Origin of the sequence: Amycolatopsis sp. NBC_01286 (genome assembly GCF_035982555.1) — a bacterium.
Classification (GTDB): domain Bacteria; phylum Actinomycetota; class Actinomycetes; order Mycobacteriales; family Pseudonocardiaceae; genus Amycolatopsis.
This window is the reverse complement of the sequence record NZ_CP108428.1, coordinates 9,247,446-9,271,077: the sequence shown is the minus strand read 5'-3', so window position 1 is coordinate 9,271,077 and position 23,632 is coordinate 9,247,446. Positions and strand designations below refer to the sequence as shown.

Sequence of the window (23,632 nt, the reverse complement as noted above, 5' to 3'; positions counted from 1 at the left end):
TGCCCCCATCCGGGGGAGTTCAACCGCCCTGGTGGGTCACACCGCACAACCCCGGACGCGGTCCAGCACGGCGCCGAGATCATCGGGGGAGGTCTGGCCGCGCCAGGCGACGTACCCGTCGGGCCGGACCAGGACGTACCGGGCGCCGTAAAGACCGTGCAGGTCCGGCCGGTTGAGCCGGTAGCGCTTCAAGGGCACGCCGGCCGCCGCCGCGGCCGTGTCCCATTCGGGCGCGGCCGGCGCGGCGACCTCCAGCAGCGTGAAGCCGGGCCCGAACTCGTCCTGCAGCGACCGGTTCCGGTCGAGCCAGAGGTGCGGCAGCCGGTTCCCCGGGGCGCCGGACGGCCGGTACTCCGTGCCGGTGGAAGCCGGGGCGGGACCGTCGTCGGGGACGACGAGCGGCGACTCGGGGTACGCGGTGCCGAGCACAAAACCGAGGGTGTACATCTCGGCCGTCTTGGCCTGCCGGATCAGCTCCGCCGTCTTGGCGCGCACGGCCAGGCCGTCCGGTCCGTCGTCGTCCAGCCCCGGCACGGCGAGCTCACCGGTCAGCACCCGCATGTTGCGTTCGGCCTCGACGATGGCCCGCTGCGCGATCGGACGGCGTTCGGTCCCGTAGGAGTCGAGCAGCCCGGGGCCGGCCCAGCCGCGCAGCGCGGCCGCGAGCTTCCAGCCGAGGTCGGCGGCGTCGCCGATGCCGGTGTTGGCGCCGAACCCACCCCACGGCGGGTTCTGGTGCGCGGCGTCCCCGGCCACGAAGCAGCGGCCGTCCCGGTAGCGGTCGGCGACCAGGAGCCGGGCCGTCCAGGGATCGGTCGCGGTCACGGTGACGGGCACCGAAGTGCCGATCATCCGGTGGACGGCCCGTTCGCACCACGCGGCGTCGGCGTCCTCCGGCGCGTTGATGATGATGGCCCACCACCGGTCTTCGGTGTCGAGGGTGCCCATCAGGCCGTTGACCTCGGGGTTCACCACCCAGTACTGGACGGCGCGGCCCAGCTCGTGGCGGGCGGACAGCCCGGGCGCGTCGAAGATGACCTGGATGTTGCGGATCTCGTGGCTCCGCCCGGCCAGCGGGATGCCGCACGCCCGCCGGACGGCGCTGCGGGCCCCGTCGGCGCCGACGAGGTAGCGGCCCCGCACCACGCGCTCGCGGCCCGTGTCGTCCGTCGCGGTGGCGGTGACGCCGGTGGCGTCCTGCTCGAGACCCGTCAGCGTCCAGCCCCAGCGCGCGCTGACCGTCTCCCGTCGGGTGATGGTGTCGCGCAAGGCCTCTTCGACGTGGTTCTGCGCGCACCACAGGGCGGGTTCGGCCAGTTCCGTCCGCTGGACGTCGCTGAGCGCGAAGACGCCGTCGAAGCGTTCCAGCCGGTGCCCGGTGAGCGAGGTGCAGAAGACGGCCGAGTCGGACCAGCCGAACGGCAGGGGCGCGTTGTCCCGGACGGCGCCGGCGATGCCCAGGCGCCGGAAGAGCTCCATCGACCGCGGGTTCAGCTGCTTGCACCGCGGGGACGCCAGGCTCGGCGCCGGCCGCGGTTCGAGCAGGACGCAGCCGATGCCCCGCGCGCCGAGCTCGTGGGCGAGGGTCAGGCCGACCGGGCCGCCGCCGGCGATGACGACCTCCGTGGTCTCCACCTCGGGGGGCGCATCCGCGTAACTCGTCATGCCGACAGTCTAAAAGCGCGGTGATCTTCCGGCGGCGGGCATCCGTTAGTCCATATAGAGTAACGCGATCGTCGTCGATGGAGGTGTCTTGCCCGCTCGCCGCTGGCTGATCGTCGCCGCCGCTTGCCTCGTCGTGCTGATCCTGGTCTACGTCCTCGCGGTGCTGACCGTCACCGGCCAGGAGCTGGAGAACGCGGCCCTGCGCGGGGCCGACCAGGCCGCCGCGCGCGACCAGACCGCGGCCGACCAGAGCCTGTCGCGGATCACCCTGTACTCCCTGGGCGTCGCCGTCGTGCTGGTGGCCGTGATCGGCTTGCTGCGCCGTCGCCCGGCTCTCGCGGTCGCGGCGGTGGGGGTGATCGTCGCCGGCCAGGTCGTCACGCAGGGGCTCAAGCGGTTCGTGCTGCCGCGGCCGTCGCTCGTGCCGCTCACCGGGCACTACGCGGACAACAGCATGCCCAGCGGGCACACCACGATCGCCATGACGGTGCTGTTCGCCGCGCTGCTGGTCGTGCCCTACCGCTGGCGTGGCGTGACGATGGTCCTGCTGCTGTCCTGGGCGGTCGGCATCGGCGCCTACACGGTGACGGCGAAGTGGCACCGCCTCTCCGACACCCTCGCCGCGGACGCGATCGCCCTCGGGCTCGCCTGCCTGGCGTCGTGGTGGCTCGCCCGCCGCGGCGTCGTCCACCGGTACGAGGGCCGGCGCCGGATCCCGCGGGTGCTCGTCGTGGTCGTCGCTTCCCTCGCCGGGCTGGTTTTCCTGGCCCTGGGCGGGTTCCTGATCGGCGCGGCGCTCAGCCAGGACGGCCTCGACGCGACCCTGCGCGACAACACCTGGGTGGTCTACCTGGCCGCGAGCTCGCTCGCTTCGGCCGGGTCGGTGGCCGCCGCGCTGGTGTTCCTGGGGACCTGGCGCCGCCTCGAGATCCCGTGACGACCGGGGCGGGCGGCCGTGACCGCCCGCCCCGGCGTCAGCGAGCCGCCGGAACCGGCGCGAGGGCCGGGATCCGCGTCGGCAGGGTCCGCCAGATCTCCGGGGTGTAGAAGTGCCCGCCGGGGAGTTCGACGTGCTGGTACCCGTTGCGGGCCAAAGACTTCCACTGCTCGGCCGTCTCCGGCACGATCACGTCGTCGTCGGCCCCGGTGAGCACCTGCAGCGGGACGCCGACCGTCGCGCCTTCGGTGTAGCCGAACGTGTCCCGCACCCGGATGTCGGCCCGCATGAGCTCCAGGGCCATCTCGCTCAGCTCCGGGTCGTCGAGCACGTACCCCGGCAGCAGGCCGTTGGTGCGCATCCACATCACCAGCTGCTCGTCGGTGTCCTGCTGCGCGGGGAACATGTCCCGCGGGGTCAGGCCGCGGCTCGGCGCGTTCGCCGACGACACGATCAGCGTCTCCGGCAGCGGGCCGCCCCGGCGCTGCAGGCGGTCCGCGACGTCGAACGCCATCCAGCCGCCCATGCTGTGCCCGAACAGCAGGTACGGCCGGGGCGCGGCGGCCGCCGTCACGGCTTCGGTCGCGTCCTCGGCGAGCGCGTCCCAGTCGGGAGCGAAGTCGTCGAGGAAGCGGCCGTCACGGCCCGGGTAGCAGATCGTCACGAGCTCGACGTCGGGTGGCAGCACGTCGGCCCACGGCAGGTACGGCCCGGAGCCGCCACCGCAGAAACCGAGGCACACCAACGTCTTCGTCGCGTCCGGATTGGGCCGGGCCCGGACCACGATGTTGGGGAGGTTGTCCATCGCCGTGCTCCTTTCAGCTCGCGCCGAGCGCCGTGACGTGCTTGGCCAGGTCGGCGAGCCGCGGGTGCCGGTAAACGTCCTTGGTGGACACCGGGACGCCGAAGTTCTTCTTCAGCCGCGCCACCACGCGCAGCGCCACCAGCGAATGCCCGCCGAGGGCGAAGAAGTCGTCGTCGGCCCCGACGCCGTCGCGGCCGAGGACCTCGGACCAGACGTCCGCGATCAATGTCTCGACCGGCCCGCTGGGTGCCGCCCCGCCTTCGGCGACCGGCGCGGGCAGGGCCGCGGTGTCCAGCTTGCCGTTGGCCGTGCGGGGCAGCGCGTCGAGCCGGACGTACGCGGTCGGCACCATGTGCTCCGGCAGCTTCGCGGCCGCCGCGACCTGCGGCTGCTCGCCGCCGACGTGGTAGGCCACCAGCTGGTCGTCGCGCAGGACCACGGCCGCGGCGGTGACGCCGGGAGCGTCGCGCAGGACGGCCTCGATCTCGCCCAGTTCGATCCGATAGCCGCGCAGCTTCACCTGGCGGTCGCGCCGCCCGGTGAACTCCAGGGCGCCGCCGGGGGACCAGCGGACCTCGTCGCCGGTCCGGTACAACCGGGTGCCGGGCTCGCCGAAGGGGTCGGGGACGAACCGCTCGGCGGTGAGGCCCGGCCGGCCGAGGTACCCGGCCGTGAGCCGGGGCCCGGACAGGTACAGCTCGCCCGCCGCGGCCGGGCGCAGGGCATCGTCGAGGACGTGGGCCCGGATCCCGGCCAGCGGCACGCCGATGTGCGGCCCGCCGGGGCCGGCGATCCAGGTCGCCGTGGCGTCCACAGTGGACTCCGTGGGGCCGTAGAGGTTGAGCGCCTCCAAGGGGCTTTCGGCCAGTTCGCGCCACATCGGTTCCGGGATCGGCTCGCCGCCGATGAACAGCCGCAGCGAGCGGTGGAGCAGGTGCTCGCGCAACGCCGTCCAGTGCGACGGCGTCAGGTCGAGGTCGGTCACGGCGCACTCGTCCAGCCAGGCGACCAGCCGGGCCGGGTCGATCCGGTGGTCGTCGTCGAGCACGACGACGCTGTCGCCGCGGCACACCCGCGCCCACTGCTGCACGGACGCGTCGAACGACACACTGGCGTTCCACGCGACGACCCGGGGCTCGCCCGCGTACATCCCCGCGTGCTCCAGCGCGGCGACGAGCGCGGCCACCGCGCCGTGGTGCGCCGGGACGCCCTTGGGCCGCCCGGTCGAGCCGGACGTGTAGATCACGTAGGCGGCGTCGAGGTCCGACACGTCGGTGTCGTCCGTGCGCGGGCCCTCGGCGGCGGGGTCGACGACGACGACGTCCGCCGGGAGCCAGACCGGAGTCGTCGTCGAGACCAGGGCGCGGATCGCCGCGTCACCGGCCATGAAGGCCAGCCGGTCGGCCGGGTAGGTGGGGTCGAGGGGGACGTACGCGGCGCCGGTCCGCCAGACGGCGAGGAGGGCCACCACCAGATCGACCCCACGCCCGAGGCCGACGCCGACCCGGTCGCCGAGGCCGACGCCGTGCGCGCGCAGGGCCCCGGCCAGCGCCGCGGTCCGGCGGTCGAGTTCGGCGAAGGTCAACGCGGACGCGGTGTCGCGCACGGCGATCCGCTCGGGCGCGCGGCGGACCGCGTCGCGGAAGCGGGGGAGCAGGCCGGCCATCAGAGCGCCACGTTCGCGGCCGGCGGCACGGTCGGCGCGCAGCCGGCGACGTCGACCGGCTCACCCATCGCGACGACGATCTTGCGGTCGCCGCGGAACGGGTCACGTCCGTGCGTGGACAGGATGTTGTCGACGAGCAGCAGGTCGCCCGGCTGCCACTGCTTGCGCACGGTCGCGGAGTCGTAGGCGGCGTCGAGCGCGGCCAGCTCGTCGCGCGTCAGCGGGGAGCCGTCGCCGATCGCGGTGTTGAACGGCAGGTCGTCGCGGCCGAACTCGTCGATCAGCGTCTCGCGCAGCTCCTCGTCGAGCGACCACTCGTTCCAGAAGGCCAGGTGGTTGAACCAGACCTCCTCGCCGGTGACCGGGTGGCTGATGACGCCGGGGCGGACCTGGCTGGTGCGCAGGTGGCCGTCGTCGAGCCAGCGGCACGCGATCAGGTTCTCGGCGCAGTAGCGTTCGACGTCTTCCCGGGTGGTCGCGGCGAACGCGGTCTGCCAGTCGGTGGAGATGTGCTCGGAGTAGCTGCGGTTGAGCAGCCAGCCGTGCGCGCGGATCTTCGCCACCAGCTCCGGCGGCAGCTCGCGCAGCACCTTCCGGACGTCCGCGACCGGCGTCGCCCCGCCTTCCGGCGGCGCGATCAGGCAGGAGAACATCAGCAGCCCGGGGAAGGTGAGCGTGTAGCTGTTCTCGTTGTGCATCCGGATCCGCTGCGCGGCGGGCAGGTCGGTGGACGAGAAGACGCCGTTGCCGAAGTCGCTGCGCGGCGTCGCCTTCTCGCGGTACGGCGTGCGGGCCGGCATCAGCGTGTCGCGCACGACGCCGAAGTCGTCGACGCTCGCGATCGGCAGGCCGCGCAGGTGCAGGGAGCCGTGCCGGTGCAACGCCGCCCGCAGCGACGGCGCCGCCGCGGCCAGCCACGCCACCGCGTCGTCGAGACCGGTCAGCCCGCCGACCTCGGCACTCGCCGGCTCGCCGGGCTCGACCACCCAGTCGAGCGGCAGGAACTCTTTGACGCCCAGGGAACCCATCGTTTGTCCTTTCGCCTGACCCGCAGCGGGCGTCCACAGTGGAACCACCCGGTTCGCTCGTCCGCCGACGCTAGGCGGGTTCGCGGCCGCGCGGCGGCAGCCGGTGCGGCAGTGCGGCGGCAGTTTCCGCCCGCGCCGGGTTGTCGCCGCCGTCCTGCCGCCGCAACTGCCGGTCGGGCCCGGGTGCCGCTCCTAGGTTCGGGAGCGTGACTTCGGAACTCCGCCCGGTCGCCGTGGTCAGCAGCACGGCGTCCGACGCGCACACCTGGAACCTCGTGTACCTGCAGCTGCTGCTCGAAGAGCTCGGCTTCGCGGTGACGAACCTCGGCGCGTGCGTCCCGGACGACCTGGTGGTGCGCGAGTGCCGCCGGCTGGACCCGGACCTGGTGGTGCTCAGCACCGTCAACGGCCACGGCCACACCGACGGCCTCCGGCTGGCCCCGCGGCTGCGGGCCGTGCTGGCCGGCGCGGTACTGGTCATCGGCGGCAAGCTCGGCGTCGACGGCACCAGCGGCCGCGAGTCCGTGCTGCGGGAGGCGGGCTTCGACCGCGTCTTCGGCGACGGCGACATCGGTGCCTTCCGCCGCTACCTGGCCGACCTGCCGGTGCGGGTGACGTCGTGAGCGTGCCGTTCGGGGCGTTCGTCGCCCGGGAACACGCGGCGGGCCGCCTGGTCGTCCAGCCGCGGATGGGCTTTCCGACGCCGTCGGCCATGCGGGCCGGGCTGCTGGCCACCCGCGACGCCGCGGCCACCACGGTCGGCACCCTGACGCTCGACAGCTACACCCGCGTCGGCGACCTCGTCGCGGCGGCCCGCGCGCTGGCCGGCGGCGCGCCGCTCAACGGCTTCCCGCTCGTCACCCACGGCCCCGAGACGACCCGCGCGATGCTGGACGGCGTGCTCGGCCCGGACTTCCCGGTCCAGGTGCGGCACGGCTCGGCCCGGCCGCAGGACATCGTCGCGACGCTGGTCGCGGCCGGTCTCGACGCGACCGAGGGCGGGCCGGTCTCGTACTGCCTGCCCTACAGCCGCACCCCGCTGCGGACGGCGATGCGGCACTGGGTCGAGGCCTGCTCGCAGTTGACGGCGGCGGGCGACACCGCCCACCTGGAGACGTTCGGCGGCTGCATGCTCGGTCAGCTCTGCCCGCCGGGCATGCTGGTCGCGATCAGCGTGCTGGAGGCGATCTTCTTCGCCCAGCAAGGCATCCGCAGCGTCTCGCTGAGCTACGCGCAGCAGACCGACCCGGCACAGGACGAGGAAGCGGTGCGGGCGTTGCGCCTGCTGGCCGCGCGGTACCTGCCCGGCGTCGAGTGGCACGTCGTGCTCTACGCCTACATGGGCGTCTACCCGCGGACGCCGGCCGGCGCCGCCCGGCTGCTGACGTCCGCCGCGCGGCTCGCGGTGCGCTCCGGCGCGGCCCGGCTGATCGTGAAGACGGCCGCCGAGGCGCACCGGATCCCGACCGCCGGGGAGAACGTCGACGCGCTCGAACTCGCCGCCCGCGTCGCCGCCGCGACTCCCGCCGGGGCCGACGTCGAGGACACCGGGATCCACGCCGAAGCCGCGACGCTGGTCGAGGCCGTGCTGGCCCTGGACGACGACCTCGCGGGCGCGCTGCCGGCGGCGTTCGCCCGCGGCCTGCTCGACATCCCCTACTGCCTGCACCCGGACAACGCCGGGCGGGCCCGCAGCTATCTCGACCCCGCCGGCCGGCTGCAGTGGGCGGACACCGGCGGCCTGCCGATCGGCCCGGCACCCGGTGGCGCGCGGTCGCGGCGGACCGGCTCGGCCGAGCTGCTGGCCGCGCTGTCGCACGTGGAACGGAAGTTCGACACGCCCCCGCCCGTCCGGGCCGGGGCCCGACCCGGAGGAGCGTTATGACCGACACCCACGACGGCGAACTGCCACCCGCGCTGCCCGTGCACCTCGCCTCGCCCGTCACGCAGAGCGCGTTGCGCGTGCAGCACCAGGTGCTGATCGCCGTGCGCGAGTTCCTCGGCGGGGAGGGCTTCACCGAGTTGCTGCCGCCGGTGATCGGCCCGGTCACCGACCCCGGCGTCCGCGGCTCGAAGCAGCTGGACGTCGACTACTACGGTCACCGCTACAAGCTCATGACCAGCGGAATCCTCTACAAGCAGGCGTCGCTGCTGGGCTTTTCGAAGATCTTCTACATCGCGCCGAACGTCCGGGCCGAACCGGTCGAGACGTGCTCGACGCGCCGGCACCTCGCGGAGTTCCACCAGATCGACGTCGAGCTGGCGGGCGCGACCCGGGCGCAGGCCCAGGGCGTCGCCGAACGGCTGGTGACGCACGTCGTGAAGCATGTGCTCGCGACCGTCCCCGGCGAGCTGACCGGGCTGGGCCGGGACCTCGCGGACCTGGCCGACGTCCTCGCCGGCGCGTTCGGCCGGATGACGCACGCCGCCGCCGTCACCCGGCTGCACGAGCTCGGCCACCCGCAGAGCCCGGACGCCGAGATCGACTGGGAGGGCGAGGAGCTGTTGTCGCGCAAGGCGTCGCAGCCGTTCTTCGTCGACGACTACCCCAAGGGCTCCCGTGGCTTCTACGACCGTGAAGCCACCACCGAGCCGGGCATCCTGCGCAACTTCGACCTCCTCGCGCCCGGCGGCTTCGGCGAGCTGGCCAGCGGCAGCGAGCGCGAGTCGGACTACGCCCGGATCGTCACGCGGATGCGGGAGACGGGCGAGAACCCGGCGAAGTACGGCTGGTACCTCGACATGGTGCGCGAAGGCATCCCCGCGAGCGCGGGCTTCGGGCTGGGCCTGGAGCGGCTCGTCCGGTTCCTCACCGGCCTCGACGCGGTGTGGCGGGTCAACGCCTACCCGAAGGTCCCGGGCCTGGTGGCCCCGTGAAGGCGGCGGGCTTCCCCGAAGCGGCCGTCCGGGACCGGGCCGCACGGGGAGCGGCGGCGGTGTTCCCGGCGGAATCCGCGTACGGCGGCGAGGCGTTCGGCGGCGTCTCTCCCGATGGCGACGCGCTGGACCGGGCGCGGCTGGTACCGCCGGTGTTCGTGCCGCTGCGGCTGGAGAAGCTGATCGAGCTGGGCCGCGAGCCGCTGTTCTCCGACGTCGACCTGACCACGGCGATCGGCGGCTTCGCGTCGTCGCTGCCGGTGTTCCTGTCGGCGTTCGGCTCGACGCAGCTCGGCGGCGGCGACCTGGCGGTGGCGGCGTCGCGCCAAGCCGGCCGGCTGGGCATCCCGATGGTCGTCGGCGAGAACGTCGTGCCGGTCAAGGGGTACGCGAACGCGCTGCTCACCCGCGTCCGGGCGTACACGGACGAGGTGCCGGACGGGCTGGGCGGCGTCGTGGTGCAGCAGAGCACCGAGGACGCCGACGCCGAGGTCTGGAACCTCGTGTACAGCGACCCGGCGTCGTCGCGGCTGCTGGCCACCGGCCGGCTGGGCTTCGAGCTGAAGGTGGGCCAGGGAGCGAAACCGGGCCTGGGCGGGATGACCCTGCTGGACGCGGCCACGGCGGCCCGCGTCGACGGCCAGTACGCGCTCACGGACCTCTTCCCGGACCGCGTGTTGCGCTCCGGCAGCCCGGGGACGTTCACCGGCGAGATCCTGCGTCAGCAGATCCGCTTGATGCGCAACAACTTCCCGCGGGCCCGCGTCTGGGTGAAGCTCCCACCGGGCCGGGACATCGCGGAGGCCACGAGAGCCGCCTGGGCGGCGGGCGCGGACGCGGTCACGGTCGACGGCGCGGAAGGCGGCACGGGCTGGGCGCCCACGGCGTTTCTGGACCACGTGGGCTTGCCGCTGGCGGAATGCCTCCGCCGGATCGGCCCCCCATCGGGCTGCCTGCTGGCGGGCGGCCGCATGTGGGAGGGCACTCGGGTGGTCAAGGCCCTGGCACACGGCGTCCGCGCGGCCGCCCTGGGCCGAGCGGCTCTGCTGGCGGTCGACGAAGACCGCGCGGAAGGCCTGGTACGGCTGGTGGAGGCCCTGGCACTGGAGGCAAGACTGCTGATCAGCGCCCTGGGCAAGTACCGCCCCGACGCCCTGACAGCCGACGACCTCTGGCCCGCCGCCGCTGCCTCCGGTGCCGGTGCCGGTGCCGGTCCCGCCGCTGCCTCGGGTGCTCCCACTGCCGCCAGTGCCCCCGCTGCCGCCGGTACCGGTGTTGCCGGTGCCGCAGCCGCCAGTGCCTCCGGTACCGCCGCTGCCGCAGGTGCCCCCGGTGCCGCCGGGGAACTGCCGCTCGACCTGCCGGTCCGGGCCGTCCCGACGGCTTAGCTTTTCCCCAGTGGCGCGCTTCGCGCCCAGCACTCCGCAGCCCTGCGAGGCTGCCGCGGCTGGTCGTGAGTGGTAATGAGGGTTCTAACCCGAATTACCACTCACGACAGGGCAGCCGCAGTCCATGTCCGTCCTTTGTGGTCAGTTCGGGGTGAGCCCAGCATGTCGGTGCAGGACGAGAAACCGGCCGTGACGATCGACTCCTTCGACCTCGGCGAGCTGACCGGCCCGCCGGTCGCGGTGCCGGTGCGCATCGCGCGGATCGCCGCCCGGTGGCCGGGCCGCCCGGCGCTGCGCTCCGGCGACCGGGTGCTCACCTACGGCCGGCTCGACGAGCTGACCGCGGACCTCGCCGGCCGCCTGGCCGCCGCGGGCGTGCGACCGGGTGACGTCGTCGCGGTGCGCGGCACGGACCGCTTCGACCAGGTCACCGGCCTGCTCGCGGTGTGGCGGGCCGGTGCGGTCCACCTCGCCCTCGACCCGGCGGCGCCCACCGGACGCAACGAGCGCCTGACCGCACTGGCCGGCGCACACCTCATCCTCGACGGCGGCGACCTGCTGGCCACCGAGCGGGCCGACGGCCCGCCGGACCCGGCGGCTCCCGTAAGTCGCGGCGAAGACGCGGCCACGTCGGATCGCATCGGCGGCCTGCCGGACCCGGCGGCTCCCGCGAATCGCGGCGACGGCGCGGCCACGTCGGATCGCACCGGCGGCCCGCCGGACCCGGCAGCGCCCACGCACCGCCGCGCCGCGCCGGACCTGCCCGTCACCGGCGACCGGCTCGCCTACCTCATCCACACCTCCGGCACCACCGGCGAACCCAAGGCCGTCGCCGTCGCGCACGGGCCGCTCGCCGCGCACGTCGAGGCCATCTCCGCCCGCTTCGGCCTGCGCGCCGACGACGTCGTCCTCCACTTCGCACGGTCCACAGTGGACGTCGCGGTCGAGCAGATCACCACCGCGCTCACCGCCGGCGCCTGCCTGGTCGTCCCCGAAGCGAAACTCCTCTCCGCCGACGAGTTCTGGCAGCTCCTCGACGCCGAGCGGGTCACCGTCGCGAACGTCGCCGCCGGGTACTTCCACGACCTCGTCGCCGCGATGAAGTCCGTGCCGAAGACGCTCCGGACCATGATCTCCGGCAGCGACCGGCTCTCCCCGGCCGCGGCCGCCGCCTGGACCGAGCGCACCGGCGTCCGGCTGCTCAACGCCTACGGCCCGACCGAAACCGTGATCACCTCGACCGTCCACGAGGTCCGGCCGGGCCGGGCGATCACCGTCGGCACCCCCGTCGGCGACCGCGTCGCGCACCTGCTCGACGACCGCCTCCAGCCCGTCGACGAAGGCGAGCTGTACCTGGGCGGCTCCCTCCTCGCCACCGGCTACCTCGGCGACGGCGGCCGCACCGCCGAGCGCTTCCTGCCCGACCCGGTCACCGGCGGCCGGATGTACCGCACCGGCGACCGCGCCCGCCGCACCGCCGACGGCGAGCTGGAGTTCCTCGGCCGCGCCGACGACCAGGTCAAGATCCGCGGCTTCCGCGTCGAGCCCGGTGAGGTCGAGAACGCCCTGGCCCGGCACCCGGCCGTCACCGCCTGCGCCGTCGTGCCCCGCGAGTCCGCGAACGGCACCCAGCTCGCCGCGTACGTCGTCACCCACAGCACCCTCGGCTACCCGGAACTGCGCGACTTCCTGGCCCAGTCCCTGCCGGACCACCTGATCCCGGCGAGCCTCACGCCCCTCGACCACCTGCCGCTCACCGCCGCGGGCAAGGTCGACCGCGCCGCCCTGCCGGAACCCGCCCGCGCCGAGACCGGCCACCGCGCCCCGCGCACCCCGGACGAGCAGCTGCTCGCCGCGATCTGGGCGGACGTCCTCGGCGTGCCGCGCGTCGGCCTCGACGACAACTTCTTCCACCTCGGCGGCGACTCGCTCACCGCCGTCCGGGTGGCCGGCCGCGTCCTCGAGGTCTTCGGACCCGTGTCGCCGTACCAGATCTTCGACGCGCCGACGCTCGCCGCGTTCGCTGCCGCGATGCACGACGGCGTCGGTGACGACCGCCCCGGCCCGGTCCGCGCCCCCGCGTCCGAAGCCCCGCTCTCACGCTTCCAGCGCGGCCTGTGGCTCCTCGACGCCTGGCAGCCGGGCACGTCCACCTACAACGTCCCCTGGGTCTTCGACTTCACCGGCCCCCTCGACGCCGACGCCCTCCACAAGGCGCTCCAGCAGGTCGTCGACCGCCACGAGGCGCTGCGCACGACCTTCGATGTCGCCGGAACCCTGCCCCGCCAGGTGATCCACCCGCACCTCGAGGTCCCGTTCACCATCACCGACGCTTCGGACGCGGCCGCGTTCATCGCCGCCGACGCCCGCATTCCGTTCGACCTCGAAACCGGGCCGCTGCTGAGGGCCCGCCTGGTCCGGACGTCGGCGACCACCGCGAGCCTGGTCCTCGTCTTCCACCACATCGTCTGGGACGAAGGCTCCCTCGGCGTGCTCGACCGGGAGCTGCGCGAGTACTACACCGCGCTGCTCGACGACCGTGCGCCGCGCCTGCCGGACCTCGCGATCCAGTACGCCGACTACGCGAACTGGCTGCGGGACAACGGCATCGCCGAGTCCCAGCTCGACTACTGGGCCGAGCACCTGCGCGGCGTCCCGGACCGCCCGGCCCTCGTGCCCGACCACCCGCGTCCCGTCGAACCGGCCCAGCGCTGCGGCTACCACCGCTTCGCCTTCGACGCCGACCTCGCCAACGCCGTCCGGGAGTTCGCGAAGGACGCCGACGCCACGCCGTTCATGGTGCTGCTCGCCGGGCTCGTGCTCGCGGTGCACCGCACCGGCGGCGCGGACGACCTCGTGGTCGGCACCCCGGTCAGCGTCCGCGAGCGCCCGGAGCTGGACGCGCTCATCGGCTACTTCATCACGCTCGTCCCGCTGCGGTTCCGGATCGAGCAGGACGTGACCCTGCGGGAGGTCCTCGAGCACGTCCGCGGCGTCGCCCTCGACGGCTACCGCCACCAGGACGTCCCCCTCGAAGACATCACCGGCCGGGTGCTAGGGGAGCGCTCCGGCGACCGGAACCCGCTGTTCCAGCTGGTCTTCGAGATGCACACCGCCGACCCGAGCCCCGAGCCGTTCGGACCGGCCGCGGTGGAGCGCAGGCTGCACGTCAACGAGCTGTCCCGCTTCGACCTGTCGTGGTCGGTCGAGGACGACGGCACCGGCTTCACCGGCCGGATCGAGTACGACACCGACCTGTTCGACGCCGCGACCCTCGCCGCCCTCGGCGCGCAGTGGCGGACGGCGGTGGCCGACCTGGTCACCGACCCGGACGTGCCGCTCCACGAGGACGTCACCCCGGCCGGCCTCGACGTCCCGGTGCACGAGCTGTTCGAGCACCAGGTCACCCGGACCCCGGACGCCGTCGCACTGATCTCCGGCGACGCCGAGCTGACCTACACCGAGCTGAACGCCAGGGCCAACCGCGTCGCGAGGCACCTGCGCACCCACGGCGTGACCGAAGGCGACGTCGTCGCCGTCCTGATCGACCGCGACGCCGACCTCGTTGTCGCGCTGCTGGGCGTGCTGAAGGCCGGCGGCGGCTACACGCTGCTGGACCCGGAACTGCCCGAGGCTCGCCGAGCGGACGCCGTCGACGCCGTCGACGCCCGGCTGGTCGTGGACCGCGAGTTCGTGGCCGCCGCCGACGGACCCGACGACGACCTCGGCCTCCCCGTCAGCGCCGACGCCGTCGCCTGCGTGATGTTCACGTCCGGGTCCACCGGCCGGCCGAAGGGCGTCGCGGCGTCGCACCGCGCCCTGGCCGGGACCTACCTGGAGCAGGACTACGCGCTCTTCGCGCCCGGCGAGGTGTGGCTGCAGTGCTCGCCGGTGTCGTGGGACGCCTTCGGCCTGGAGGTCTACGGCCCGCTGCTGTTCGGCGGCACCTGCGTGCTGCACCCCGGCCAGCGGCCGGACCCGGAGACGATGACCGCACTCGTCGCCCGCCACGGCGTCACGCAGCTGCAGCTCTCGGCCAGCCTGTTCAACTTCCTCGTCGACGAGTTCCCCGCCATCTTCGCCGGCCTGCGCGTGGTCTTCACCGGCGGCGAGCGCGCCTCGGTGCCGCACGTGGCGCGGCTGGCCGAGCGGTACCCGCACGTGCGGATCGTCAACGGCTACGGCCCGGTCGAGAGCATGGGCTTCACCACCTGCCACGTCGTCGGCCCCGCCGACCTGGCCGCGCCGGCGCTCCCCATCGGCGTCCCCGTGGCGCACAAGGACATCCGCGTGCTCGACGACCACTTCCGGCCGTCCGCCGCGGGGGAGCTGTACGCGACCGGCGCCGGCTTGGCCCTCGGGTACGCCGGGCAGCCGGGCCTCACCGCGGACCGGTTCCTGCCCGACCCGCTCGGCCCGCCGGGTTCGCGGATGTACCGCACCGGCGACGTCGGCGGCCGCACCCCGGACGGCACGCTGACCATCACCGGCCGCGCCGACGACCAGGTGAAGATCCGCGGTTTCCGCGTCGAACCGGGTGAGGTCGCCGCCGCGCTGGCGCACCACCCGGGCGTCAAGGACAGCGCCGTTGTCGCCCACGACGACCGGCTCGCCGCCTACGTCGTCGCCCGGGACACTCCGCCCGGGTACCAGGACGTCTGCGACCACCTCGCGACGCTGCTGCCGGACTACATGATCCCCGAGAGCGTCACGGTCCTGGACGCACTTCCCTTGACCGCCAACGGAAAGCTCGACCGCGCCGCGCTTCCGGCACCGGCGTCGGTCGCCGCCGAGGCACCGGCAGAACCGGCCGTCACCGCGGCCGAGCAGCTGGTCGCGGCGGTCTGGGCCGAGGTGCTCGGGCTCGACGCGGTCGGCGTCGACGACAGCTTCTTCCGGCTCGGCGGCAACTCCCTGGCCGCCGTCCGCGTGGCCCTGCGCCTGTCGACCGAGACCGGCACCCGCGTCGCACCGCGGCTGGTGTTCGCGGCCCGGACCGTCCGGGCCCTGGCGCAGCGGCTGGAGGTGCGGGCATGACCGGCCGCACCGTCCCCGTTTCCGCGCTCCAGCGCGGAATGTGGTTCCTCGACCGCTGGAACCCGGGCTCCGCCGCGTACACCGTGCCGTGGGTGTTCACCTTCGACGCGCCCGTCGACCCGGACGTCCTCGAGCGGAGCATCGCCGGAATCGTCCGGCGCCACGAAGTCCTGCGAACGACGTTCTCCTTCGGCCCGGATGGTCCACAACAGACGGTCCACGACGACGTCCGCGTCCCGTTGCAGCGCGGCGACGCGGACCTGAGTGCCGGCTTCGACCTCGAGACCGGCCCGCTGCTGCGCGCGTCCCTGGTGGACACGACAACGCTGGTTCTCGTCGTCCACCACATCGTCTGGGACGGCTGGTCGTCCGGCATCTTCGAGCGCGAGCTGGCGGAGAGCTACACAGCCATCGTCGAAGGCCGTGAACCAGTCCTACCGCGACTGTCCACTCAGTACGCCGACTGCGTCGCCGAACCGCACGACGACCAGCTGGACTACTGGTGTGAGCAGCTGCACGGCGCACCCGAGCGGCTCGCCGTGCCCACCGACCGGGAGCCGCCCGCGCAGCAGGACTTCGCCGGCGACACCCGCGCGTTCGCGCTCCCGGCCGGGCTCGCCGGCCGGATCGGCGAGCTGGCCGCCGACGCGGACGCGACGCCGTTCGTCGTCCAGCTGGCCGCGTTCGCCGCGCTCCTGAACCGCTACACCGGCGCGGCCGACATGGTCGTCGGCACCCCGATGTCGACCCGCGACCGGCCGGAGCTGGCCGACCTCATCGGCTACTTCGTCAACATCCTGCCGCTGCGGCTGCGCGTCGATCGCGCCGCGAGCTTCCGCGACCTCGTCGAGCAGGTGCGCGACACGGCGTTCGACGCCTATGCCTGCCTGGACGTCCCCTTCGACGTCGTGGTCGACGCGCTGGCCCTCGAACGCTCGGCCCGGCACGCGCCACTGGTGCAGGTCGTCTTCGGCGCGCACGCGGAAGACTCCGAACCGCTGCGGTTCGGGCCGGTCACCGCGACCCGGCGGGTGCACCACAACGGCACCAGCAAGTTCGACCTGACCTGGTCGACGTTCGACGACGGCGAGCTGCGCGGCGAAGTCGAGTACCGCACGAGCCTGTTCGACGCGGCCACGGTGGACCGGATGACCGGTCACTGGCGGACCCTCCTGGACGTCGTGCTGTCCGAACCGGACAGTCCACTGTGGAAGATCGACCTGGAGCCGTCGTGGCCCGCCGAGATCACGGCGTCTGTGCCGCGCTGCCTGCACGAGTCCTTCGAGGACGCCGCGGACCGGTTCCCCGATCGTCCCGCCGTCACCTTCGACGGCGTTTCGCTCACCTATGCCGAACTGGACCGGCGCGCCAACCGGCTCGCGCACGCCCTGATCGCCGACGGCGTCCACCCCGGCGACCGCGTCGGCCTGCTGCTGGACCGCACCGACGCGATCGTCGTCGCCATCCTCGCGGTGCTCAAGACCGGCGCCGCGTACGTGCCGGTGGATCCGGCGGCCCCGGACGACCGCGCCGCGTTCGTCTTCGGCGACACCGGCGTGCGGCTGGTCGTCACCGACCAGGCCATTTCCGGTCCGTGGCCCGTGTTCGACCTCAGCCGGGACCTCTCCGGTCTGCCGGACGATCGGCCGGGCGTCCCGGTCCGGCCTGGTGACCTGGCCTACCTGATCTTCACCTCCGGCTCGACCGGTCGCCCCAAGGGCGTCGCCGTGGCCCACGAGCACGTCGGGCGGCTGATGGAGTCCGGGCGCGCGCACTTCGGATTCACCGAGACCGACGTGTGGACGCTGTTCCACTCCTACGCCTTCGACTGGACGGTCTGGGAGCTGTGGGGACCGCTGCACCACGGTGGCCGCCTGGTCGTCGTGCCGTACCTGACGAGCCGGTCGCCGGAGGCGTTCGCCGCGCTGCTCGCGGACGAAGCCGTGACGTGCCTCTGCCAGACGCCGTCGGCGCTGCGCCAGCTCGAACTCACCCTCCGCAGCGGGCCCGCGTTGCCGGCGCTGCGGCAGGTGATGCTCGGCGGCGAGGCCCTCGATCCGGCCGTCGTGCGGCGCTGGTCCGCGCTGGGGCTGACGGCGTCGCTGTGCAACCTCTACGGCATCACCGAAACCACCGTGCACGTCACCACCCACGACGTGACCCGCTTCGAGCGCAGCCTGATCGGCGCGCCGCTGCCGCACCTGAGCGCGCACGTGCTCGACGACTGGCTGCGGCCGTGCCCGACCGGCGTGCCGGGCGAGCTGTACATCGGCGGCGGCGCGCTCGCCCACGGCTACTGGGGCCGGGCGGGGCTCACCGCGCAGCGCTTCCTGCCGGACCCGTTCTCCGCGACGCCGGGCGCGCGGCTCTACCGCACCGGCGACGTCGCGCGCCGGCTCGCCGACGGCGGCCTCGAGTACGTCGGCCGGTGCGACAGCCAGGTCAAGCTCCGCGGTTTTCGCATCGAACTCGGCGAGATCGAACACGCCTTGAGCGCGCACCCCGCGGTCGACGCCTGCGCCGTCACGGTGCGCGACGAGCGGCTCGCGGCCTACGTCACCGGAGCCGTACCGGACTACGCCGAGCTGCGTGCGTTCCTCGCGAAGTCGTTGCCGGAACACATGATCCCGGCGACGGTCACCGTGCTCGACCGGCTGCCCGTCACGGTCAACGGCAAGCTCGACCGCGCGGCGCTGCCCGCGCCGGCCGCGGCGACGTCGGCGATCGCTTACACCGCGCCGAGCACGCCGGGGGAGCGGTTGCTCACCGAGCTGTGGTCGGACGTCTTGGGCGTCCCGGACGCCGGGGTGCACGACAACTTCTTCCACCTCGGCGGCGACTCGATCCGCGCGGTCCACCTGGCGGGCAAGCTGCGCGACCGCGGCTGGACGCTCACCCTGCCGGACCTGTTCGCCGCGCCGACCCCGGCCGGCCTCGCGCCGCTGCTGCGGCCGTGTGCGACCGAGAAGGCAGTCGTGGAGCCGTTCGCCGGACTGTCCGAAGTGGACGTCGCGAAGCTGCCCGGCGACGTCGTCGACGCCTACCCGATGGCCGCGATGCAGCTCGGGATGATCTACCACATGGAGCTGTCCGGCGACGCCGGCGGTTACCACAACGTCAACAGCTACCGCGTCGCCGGCCGTCTCGACGAGCAGGCACTGCACGCCGCGGTGGCCGCGGTCATCACTCGGCACCCGGTGCTGCGCACGAGCCTCGACGTCGTCGGCTACCGGCAGCCGATGCAGCTCGTGCACGCCGAAGTCCCGACGCCGGTGGACACCGCCGACCTGCGTGGACAGTCCGAAGTGGAGCAACGCGCCGCCGTGACCGAGGCGTTCGACGCGTTCTGCGCGATGCGCTTCGACCTCCGGACGCCGCCGCTGTTCCGGGTCGCCGCCCAGCGGCTGGCCGACGACGTCTTCCAGCTGACCATCGCCGAGCACCACTCCATTTTGGATGGCTGGAGCTTCACCTCACTGCTCACCGAGATCCTGGAGCGCCACGCCGAGCCGGACGCCCCGCTCGCGCCGCCGCCCGCGTCGACGTTCCGCGACTTCGTCTTCACCGAACAGGCCGCGGTGGCGTCGAAGGAAAGCGAGCAGTTCTGGCGCGATCACCTCGCCGGCGCGGACGGCGCGCTCTGGTCCGCCGAGGGCGGCTCCGAGGCCGCGACGGCGGAGATCCCGCGCACGGTCGAGCGCGTGCTGCCGGACGCCCCGGCCCAGCTCGCGGCGATCGCGTCGGCGGCCGGCGTCCCCATCAAGGCCGCGGCGCTGGCCGCGCACGTGCGGGCGTTGCACCGGATCACCGGCCGCGACCGCGTCACCACCGGCCTTTCGGTCAACGGCCGTCTCGAAGAACGCAGCGGCACCGAGGCGTACGGGCTGTTCCTCAACACCGTCCCGCTGGTGGTGGACGGCACGGCGCCGGACCTCGTCCGCGCCCTGCACGAGGCCGAGGTCGCCCTGCTGCCGCACCGCCGAGTCCCGTTCGCGAAGCTGGCCCGGCTCATGTCCGGACCGCGCCTGGAGACGTGCTTCGCGTTCCTGCGGTTCCACGCCCTCGGCCGGCTGGCCGGCTCGGCCACGAGCATCGTCGACGACCGGATCGGCTGCGAGCCGGACATGCGCTACGAGCCGACCAACTTCGCACTCGGCGTCGCACTGGTGCAGGACCCGTCGTCGGACCGCATCCTGCTCGCGGTCGACCACCTGCGGTCCCTGGTCCCGGACGAGCTCGCCGACGCCTACGTCACCGCCTACACCGAAGAACTCGCCGCGCTCGCGGCGCCGATCCCCGTCAGCTGACCCAGGAAGGACTCCACAATGGACGCGTTCAAGGACTTCACCGTCGTCGTCAACGACGAGGAGCAGTATTCGATCTGGCCGGCCGAGCTGCCCACCCCCGCCGGCTGGCACGCCGCCGGAAAGAGCGGCAGCCGGGAGGAGTGCGTCGCCTGGGTCGACGAGACCTGGACCGACATCCGCCCGAAGAGCCTGCGCGTCGCGCTGGGCGTCTGAGATGCTGGAGACGATAGCCGCGGTCTGGGCCGAAGAGCTGGGCGTCCCCGAAGTCCGTCCGGAGGACGGTTTCTTCGAGCTGGGCGGCCACTCACTGACGGCGTTGCGGGTGGTGTACCGGGTCCGGGACGAGTTCGCGGTGAACCTGTCGCTGAGAGACCTGATGTCCGCCAGAACCCTCACCGACTTCGTCAAGACGGTCCAATCAGCCACCCAAACCCCCACCCGGCCGACGGTCGCGCTGGTAGGCCGCCGGGGCACCCGATGACGCTCGCACCAAGCCCGCTACCGCCGATCGCGGGACCGGCAAGTCCCCGGCCCGCGATCGCGGGGGACTGGTGCTACCGGCCGCACCCGCTGCCGGCTGGCACTCCGCAGGCGGTGTGCTTCCCGCACGCAGGCGGCGACGTCACGGCCTTCGCGGGCCTGGCGGCGGCACTGGCCCCTTCTCTGGAGGTCTGGGCGATCCGTCTGCCGGGCCGCGGCGGTCGCTTTGTCGACTCGATGCCGGCCACCTTCGCCGCCTTGGTCACGGCGGTGATCGACGGCCTCGCCCCGTACCTGCAGCCGGGAGCACTGTTCTACGGCCAGAGTTTCGGCGCGCTCCTGGCATTCGAGGTGGCCCGCGCGTTACCGGCGGCTTCACGGCCACGGATCGTGATCCCGGCATGCGCAGCCCCACCGCCGGGTTGGCCGGGCTCGATCCCGCCGACCTCGGAGGGCGCAGCGGATCTCCTCGAGCGGTGCGGCCTGGCCACAGCCTTGCCGGACGACGAGACGATCCGCGAGCTGGCGGTGGCGACGATCCGAACGGACCTCACGGTCTGCCGCAGCTACCGCTACCACCCGAACCCACGGCCGGATTTTGCCATCCACGCGGTGGCCGGCGCAGAGGACACGGCGCTCCGACCGACCACGCTGGCGGGCTGGGCCGAGGCGACAACGGGCCGTTTCACAGCATCCACCGAACCCGGCGGCCACCTCCTGGCCACACCCCTGTCCGCCGGCCCCGCTGACCTGCTCCGCACCCTGCACCTCGGCCGGTCGTGAGTGGTAATTCGGGTTAGAACCCGAATTACCACTCACGACCGCCAGACCGCCGCCCGCCCGAAACCCGGCGATCGTTACCGGCGCTTGCGCTACGTCAGCGGACCCGTCAGACCAGTTGCACCCGCGCCGCGCCATCCGGACTCCTCGCAGCCGCCCCGCCCAACCCGTCCGCACCGCACCACCGGAACCGCCCCCGCAACCCGCCAGCACCACCGGAACCGCCCCGCCTGAGGAGGCACTCGTGTCCACCGCCACCGTCGATCTGACCGATCCCGGCCTCTGGGCCCGGCCCGATGTCGGCGGCATCGTCGCCGATCTGCGGGCTCAGGCTCCCGTCCACCGCACCGAAACCGCGCTCGACGGGGCCGTCTGGTCCGTGCTCGGCTACGACCTCGGCTCCCGCGTCCTCACCGACGCGGCCACCTTCAGCTCCACCGGCGGGTCGCTGCTCGGGACCGGTGGCACCCCGGCCGGTGCTGACAAGATGATGGCGCTCTCCGACGGGCCGCGGCATCGTGAACTCCGGGCGCCTGTCCTGCCGTATTTCTCGCCCAAGGGTGTGCGCGGCGCGGCGCAGAGCATCACCGAGCTGGCCCAGAAGGTGATCAAAGACGCTGTCGAACAGGGTGAAGCCGATCTCGTCGACGTCCTCGCCACCGTGCCGCTCGTCGTGATGTGCGATCTGCTCGGCATTCCCGGCGACGACCGCGAGCTGGTCGTCTCCGTCTGCGACGAAGCCTTTCTCGCGCAGACGCCGGACGCGCGCCGCGCCGGGCATCAGAAGCTTCTGCCTTACCTGTTCGAGAAGGTCGTCCAGCGGCGCAAGCACCCGGCCGACGATCTGATCAGCACTCTCGCCACCCACCGCATCAACGGCCGGCGCCTGCCGATCGAGGACGTCGTGCTCAACCTCGACAACATCGTCGTCGGCGGGGTGCAGACCGTGCGGCACACCGCGGCCATGAGCGTCCACGCGCTGATGCAGCGCCCCGACCTCTGGAAAGCGCTGGCCGGCGGCGCCGACCTCGACCTCGCCACCGACGAGCTGCTGCGGTTCACCTCCGTCGGCCTGCACGTCCTGCGCACCGCCACCACCCAGGTCGAGCTCGGCGGGCACGTCATCGACGCGGGCGACAAGGTCGCCGTCTGGACGTGGTCGGCCGACCACGACCCCACGATGTTCGACCGGCCCGACGAGCTCCTGCTCGACCGGTCGCCGAACCGGCACCTCGCCCTCGGCGTCGGCGCGCACTACTGCATCGGCGCGCCGCTGGCCAAGGCCGAGCTGAAAGCGATCTACGCCGCCCTGCTGGATCAGGTCGCCGTGCTGGAACCGGCCGGCGACGCGGTGCACAACCGCTCGATCATCAACTTCGGCTTCGACCACCTCCCGGTGCGCCTGCGGGCCCGCTGAGCGCGACGGAACGGACACCAGCCATGACACAAGCACCCGTGCGAGAGACGAAGCCCGCCGCGATGTGGGGCAAGGTCGGCCTCCTGCTCACCGGCCAGGGCGTCTCCCTGATCGGCGACCAGGTGTTCTTCATCGCCGCCGTCTGGGCCGCCGCCCAGCTCGGCGGGACGGCCGCCGTCACCTGGGTGACCCTGGCCGAGTCCGTGCCGCGCGCGCTCGCGATGATCTTCGGCGGCGTCATCTGCGACGCCTTCGGGCCCCGCTCGGTCCTGCTGCGCACGACGTCGGTGCGGATCGCCGTGCTGGCCGTCTCGGTCGTGGTCGCGCTGTCCGCGCAGTCCGTGACGCTGCTGGTCGTCGTCGCGGCGCTCGAAGGCGCGATGCTCGGGCTCGGGTCGCCGTCGTTCGGCACGCTCATGCCGCGCATGGTCCCGAAAGACCGCTTGAGCACGGCGAATTCGGTCCGCACCATGGTCGCCCGGTTCGCCCCGATCCTCGGGTCGCCGTTCGGCGCCTGGCTGGTCGCGACCGGGCACCTCGGCGTCGCCCTCGCCGTCGTCTGCGGTGGCTGCGTGGTCTCGCTCGTCTGCCTCGCCCCGGCGACCAGGGCGATCGACGCGCCGCGCACCGTGTCGAGCGTCCCGCTGTGGCGCCGCTCGGGTGACGGCCTCAAGCTGCTGCGCGCCGACCGCCGCCTGCGGTTGCTGTTCCTTTCCGGGCTTTGCCTGGACTTCGCGTTCGCGTGGCCGATGAACCCCGGCCTGCCCGAGGTCGTCATCGAACGCGGCTGGGCCGTCTCCGCGGTCGGTCTCCTCATCGCCTGCTGGGCGGCCGGCGCGCTGGTGTCCGCCGGGCTCGGTGCCCTGCTCGGCGACCGCGTGCCGATCTCGGTACGCCTCGTCGGCAGCGGGATCGGCATCGCCGTCCTGTTGCTGGGCATGGTCCTGGTGCCGTCGCTGTGGGCGATGGCCGCGATGGCCGTCGCGCTGGGCGTGTGCTCCGGGCAGAACGGCCCGGCCGCGGTGACGCTCTACCAGCAGGCCGCGCCGATGGACCGCCTCGGCGTCGCCATGTCGATGGTGTCGTTGTCCGGCATCGGCTGCGCGCCGCTCGCCTACGCCGTGTCCGGCGCCATCGCCAGCTTCACCACCCCCGTCGTCGCCTGGATCTGCAGCGCCCTGCTCGCCTTCGGCGGGCCGGTGTTCGCGGCCCGGGCCCTGCGCCTGCCCCAGTGAAGGGATTTCC

Annotated in this window: 16 protein-coding genes; 12 read left to right on the top strand and 4 right to left on the bottom strand. The window is 73.4% G+C overall.

All coding sequences use genetic code 11. The annotated features are described in order from the left end of the window. Positions 1-36 precede the first annotated feature (36 nt). A complete protein-coding gene (locus OG570_RS42360; RefSeq protein WP_326954368.1) occupies positions 37-1,665 on the bottom strand; it encodes an FAD-dependent monooxygenase in 1,629 nt (542 codons plus the stop codon). 88 nt (positions 1,666-1,753) lie between these two features. Between OG570_RS42360 and OG570_RS42355 the strand changes: the two genes are divergently transcribed. Continuing rightward, positions 1,754-2,602 carry a phosphatase PAP2 family protein gene (locus OG570_RS42355; RefSeq protein ID WP_326954367.1) on the top strand — a complete coding sequence of 283 codons (849 nt, stop codon included), beginning with the start codon at positions 1,754-1,756 and terminating at the stop codon, positions 2,600-2,602. Positions 2,603-2,639: 37 nt separating this feature from the next. Here the strand turns inward: OG570_RS42355 and OG570_RS42350 are convergent, their stop codons facing one another. From OG570_RS42350 to OG570_RS42340, 3 genes are read right to left on the bottom strand one after another with little or no spacing between them, the layout of a single operon-like run. Further along, on the bottom strand, positions 2,640-3,407 hold the full coding sequence (locus OG570_RS42350) for a thioesterase II family protein (RefSeq protein ID WP_326954366.1): 768 nt from the start codon (positions 3,405-3,407) through the stop codon (positions 2,640-2,642). 13 nt (positions 3,408-3,420) lie between these two features. Then, a complete protein-coding gene (locus OG570_RS42345) occupies positions 3,421-5,073 on the bottom strand; it encodes a non-ribosomal peptide synthetase (RefSeq protein WP_326954365.1) in 1,653 nt (550 codons plus the stop codon). Beyond that, positions 5,073-6,101, bottom strand: coding sequence for a TauD/TfdA family dioxygenase (locus OG570_RS42340; protein WP_326954364.1), 1,029 nt, complete (start codon positions 6,099-6,101; stop codon positions 5,073-5,075). The genes OG570_RS42345 and OG570_RS42340 overlap by 1 nt, the downstream gene beginning before the upstream one ends. 206 nt (positions 6,102-6,307) lie before the next feature. Here OG570_RS42340 and OG570_RS42335 point away from each other — a divergent pair, with 206 nt between their 5' ends. The 11 genes from OG570_RS42335 to OG570_RS42285 all read left to right on the top strand — a co-directional run bounded on the left by OG570_RS42335 (position 6,308) and on the right by OG570_RS42285 (position 23,622). Beyond that, positions 6,308-6,724: a cobalamin B12-binding domain-containing protein gene (locus OG570_RS42335; protein ID WP_326954363.1), complete on the top strand. Its 417-nt coding sequence runs from the start codon at positions 6,308-6,310 to the stop codon at positions 6,722-6,724. Further along, on the top strand, positions 6,721-7,986 hold the full coding sequence (locus OG570_RS42330) for a methylaspartate mutase (RefSeq protein WP_326954362.1): 1,266 nt from the start codon (positions 6,721-6,723) through the stop codon (positions 7,984-7,986). Before OG570_RS42335 ends, OG570_RS42330 begins: the two co-directional genes overlap by 4 nt. Continuing rightward, a complete protein-coding gene (locus tag OG570_RS42325) occupies positions 7,983-8,978 on the top strand; it encodes an asparagine synthetase A (protein WP_326954361.1) in 996 nt (331 codons plus the stop codon). The genes OG570_RS42330 and OG570_RS42325 overlap by 4 nt, the downstream gene beginning before the upstream one ends. After that, positions 8,975-10,366 carry a glutamate synthase-related protein gene (locus tag OG570_RS42320; RefSeq protein WP_326954360.1) on the top strand — a complete coding sequence of 464 codons (1,392 nt, stop codon included), beginning with the start codon at positions 8,975-8,977 and terminating at the stop codon, positions 10,364-10,366. The genes OG570_RS42325 and OG570_RS42320 overlap by 4 nt, the downstream gene beginning before the upstream one ends. Positions 10,367-10,528: 162 nt before the next feature. Then, a complete protein-coding gene (locus OG570_RS42315; protein ID WP_326954359.1) occupies positions 10,529-15,403 on the top strand; it encodes a non-ribosomal peptide synthetase in 4,875 nt (1,624 codons plus the stop codon). Continuing rightward, complete coding sequence (locus OG570_RS42310; RefSeq protein WP_326954358.1) at positions 15,400-19,710, top strand: amino acid adenylation domain-containing protein; 4,311 nt, start codon at positions 15,400-15,402, stop codon at positions 19,708-19,710. The genes OG570_RS42315 and OG570_RS42310 overlap by 4 nt, the downstream gene beginning before the upstream one ends. 18 nt (positions 19,711-19,728) lie before the next feature. Next, complete coding sequence (locus tag OG570_RS42305) at positions 19,729-19,923, top strand: MbtH family protein (RefSeq protein WP_326954357.1); 195 nt, start codon at positions 19,729-19,731, stop codon at positions 19,921-19,923. A 1-nt stretch (position 19,924) separates the two neighbouring features. Continuing rightward, complete coding sequence (locus OG570_RS42300) at positions 19,925-20,191, top strand: phosphopantetheine-binding protein (protein ID WP_326954356.1); 267 nt, start codon at positions 19,925-19,927, stop codon at positions 20,189-20,191. Between the two features lie 113 nt (positions 20,192-20,304). Next, positions 20,305-20,973, top strand: a complete 669-nt coding sequence (locus OG570_RS42295) for a thioesterase II family protein (protein ID WP_326954355.1) — start codon at positions 20,305-20,307, stop codon at positions 20,971-20,973. Positions 20,974-21,214: 241 nt separating this feature from the next. Then, positions 21,215-22,387 carry a cytochrome P450 gene (locus OG570_RS42290; protein ID WP_326954354.1) on the top strand — a complete coding sequence of 391 codons (1,173 nt, stop codon included), beginning with the start codon at positions 21,215-21,217 and terminating at the stop codon, positions 22,385-22,387. 23 nt (positions 22,388-22,410) lie between these two features. Continuing rightward, on the top strand, positions 22,411-23,622 hold the full coding sequence (locus OG570_RS42285; protein ID WP_326948299.1) for an MFS transporter: 1,212 nt from the start codon (positions 22,411-22,413) through the stop codon (positions 23,620-23,622). The last annotated feature ends 10 nt before the right edge of the window (positions 23,623-23,632 follow it).

Coding starts and splice junctions, on each gene's coding strand:
- OG570_RS42360 (WP_326954368.1), bottom strand. CDS start 1,665: ATGACGAGTTACGCGGATGCGCCCCCCGAGGTGGAGACCACGGAGGTC.
- OG570_RS42350 (WP_326954366.1), bottom strand. CDS start 3,407: ATGGACAACCTCCCCAACATCGTGGTCCGGGCCCGGCCCAATCCGGAC.
- OG570_RS42345 (WP_326954365.1), bottom strand. CDS start 5,073: ATGGCCGGCCTGCTCCCCCGCTTCCGCGACGCGGTCCGCCGCGCGCCC.
- OG570_RS42340 (WP_326954364.1), bottom strand. CDS start 6,101: ATGGGTTCCCTGGGCGTCAAAGAGTTCCTGCCGCTCGACTGGGTGGTC.
- OG570_RS42325 (WP_326954361.1), top strand. CDS start 7,983: ATGACCGACACCCACGACGGCGAACTGCCACCCGCGCTGCCCGTGCAC.
- OG570_RS42315 (WP_326954359.1), top strand. CDS start 10,529: ATGTCGGTGCAGGACGAGAAACCGGCCGTGACGATCGACTCCTTCGAC.
- OG570_RS42310 (WP_326954358.1), top strand. CDS start 15,400: ATGACCGGCCGCACCGTCCCCGTTTCCGCGCTCCAGCGCGGAATGTGG.
- OG570_RS42305 (WP_326954357.1), top strand. CDS start 19,729: ATGGACGCGTTCAAGGACTTCACCGTCGTCGTCAACGACGAGGAGCAG.
- OG570_RS42300 (WP_326954356.1), top strand. CDS start 19,925: ATGCTGGAGACGATAGCCGCGGTCTGGGCCGAAGAGCTGGGCGTCCCC.
- OG570_RS42285 (WP_326948299.1), top strand. CDS start 22,411: ATGACACAAGCACCCGTGCGAGAGACGAAGCCCGCCGCGATGTGGGGC.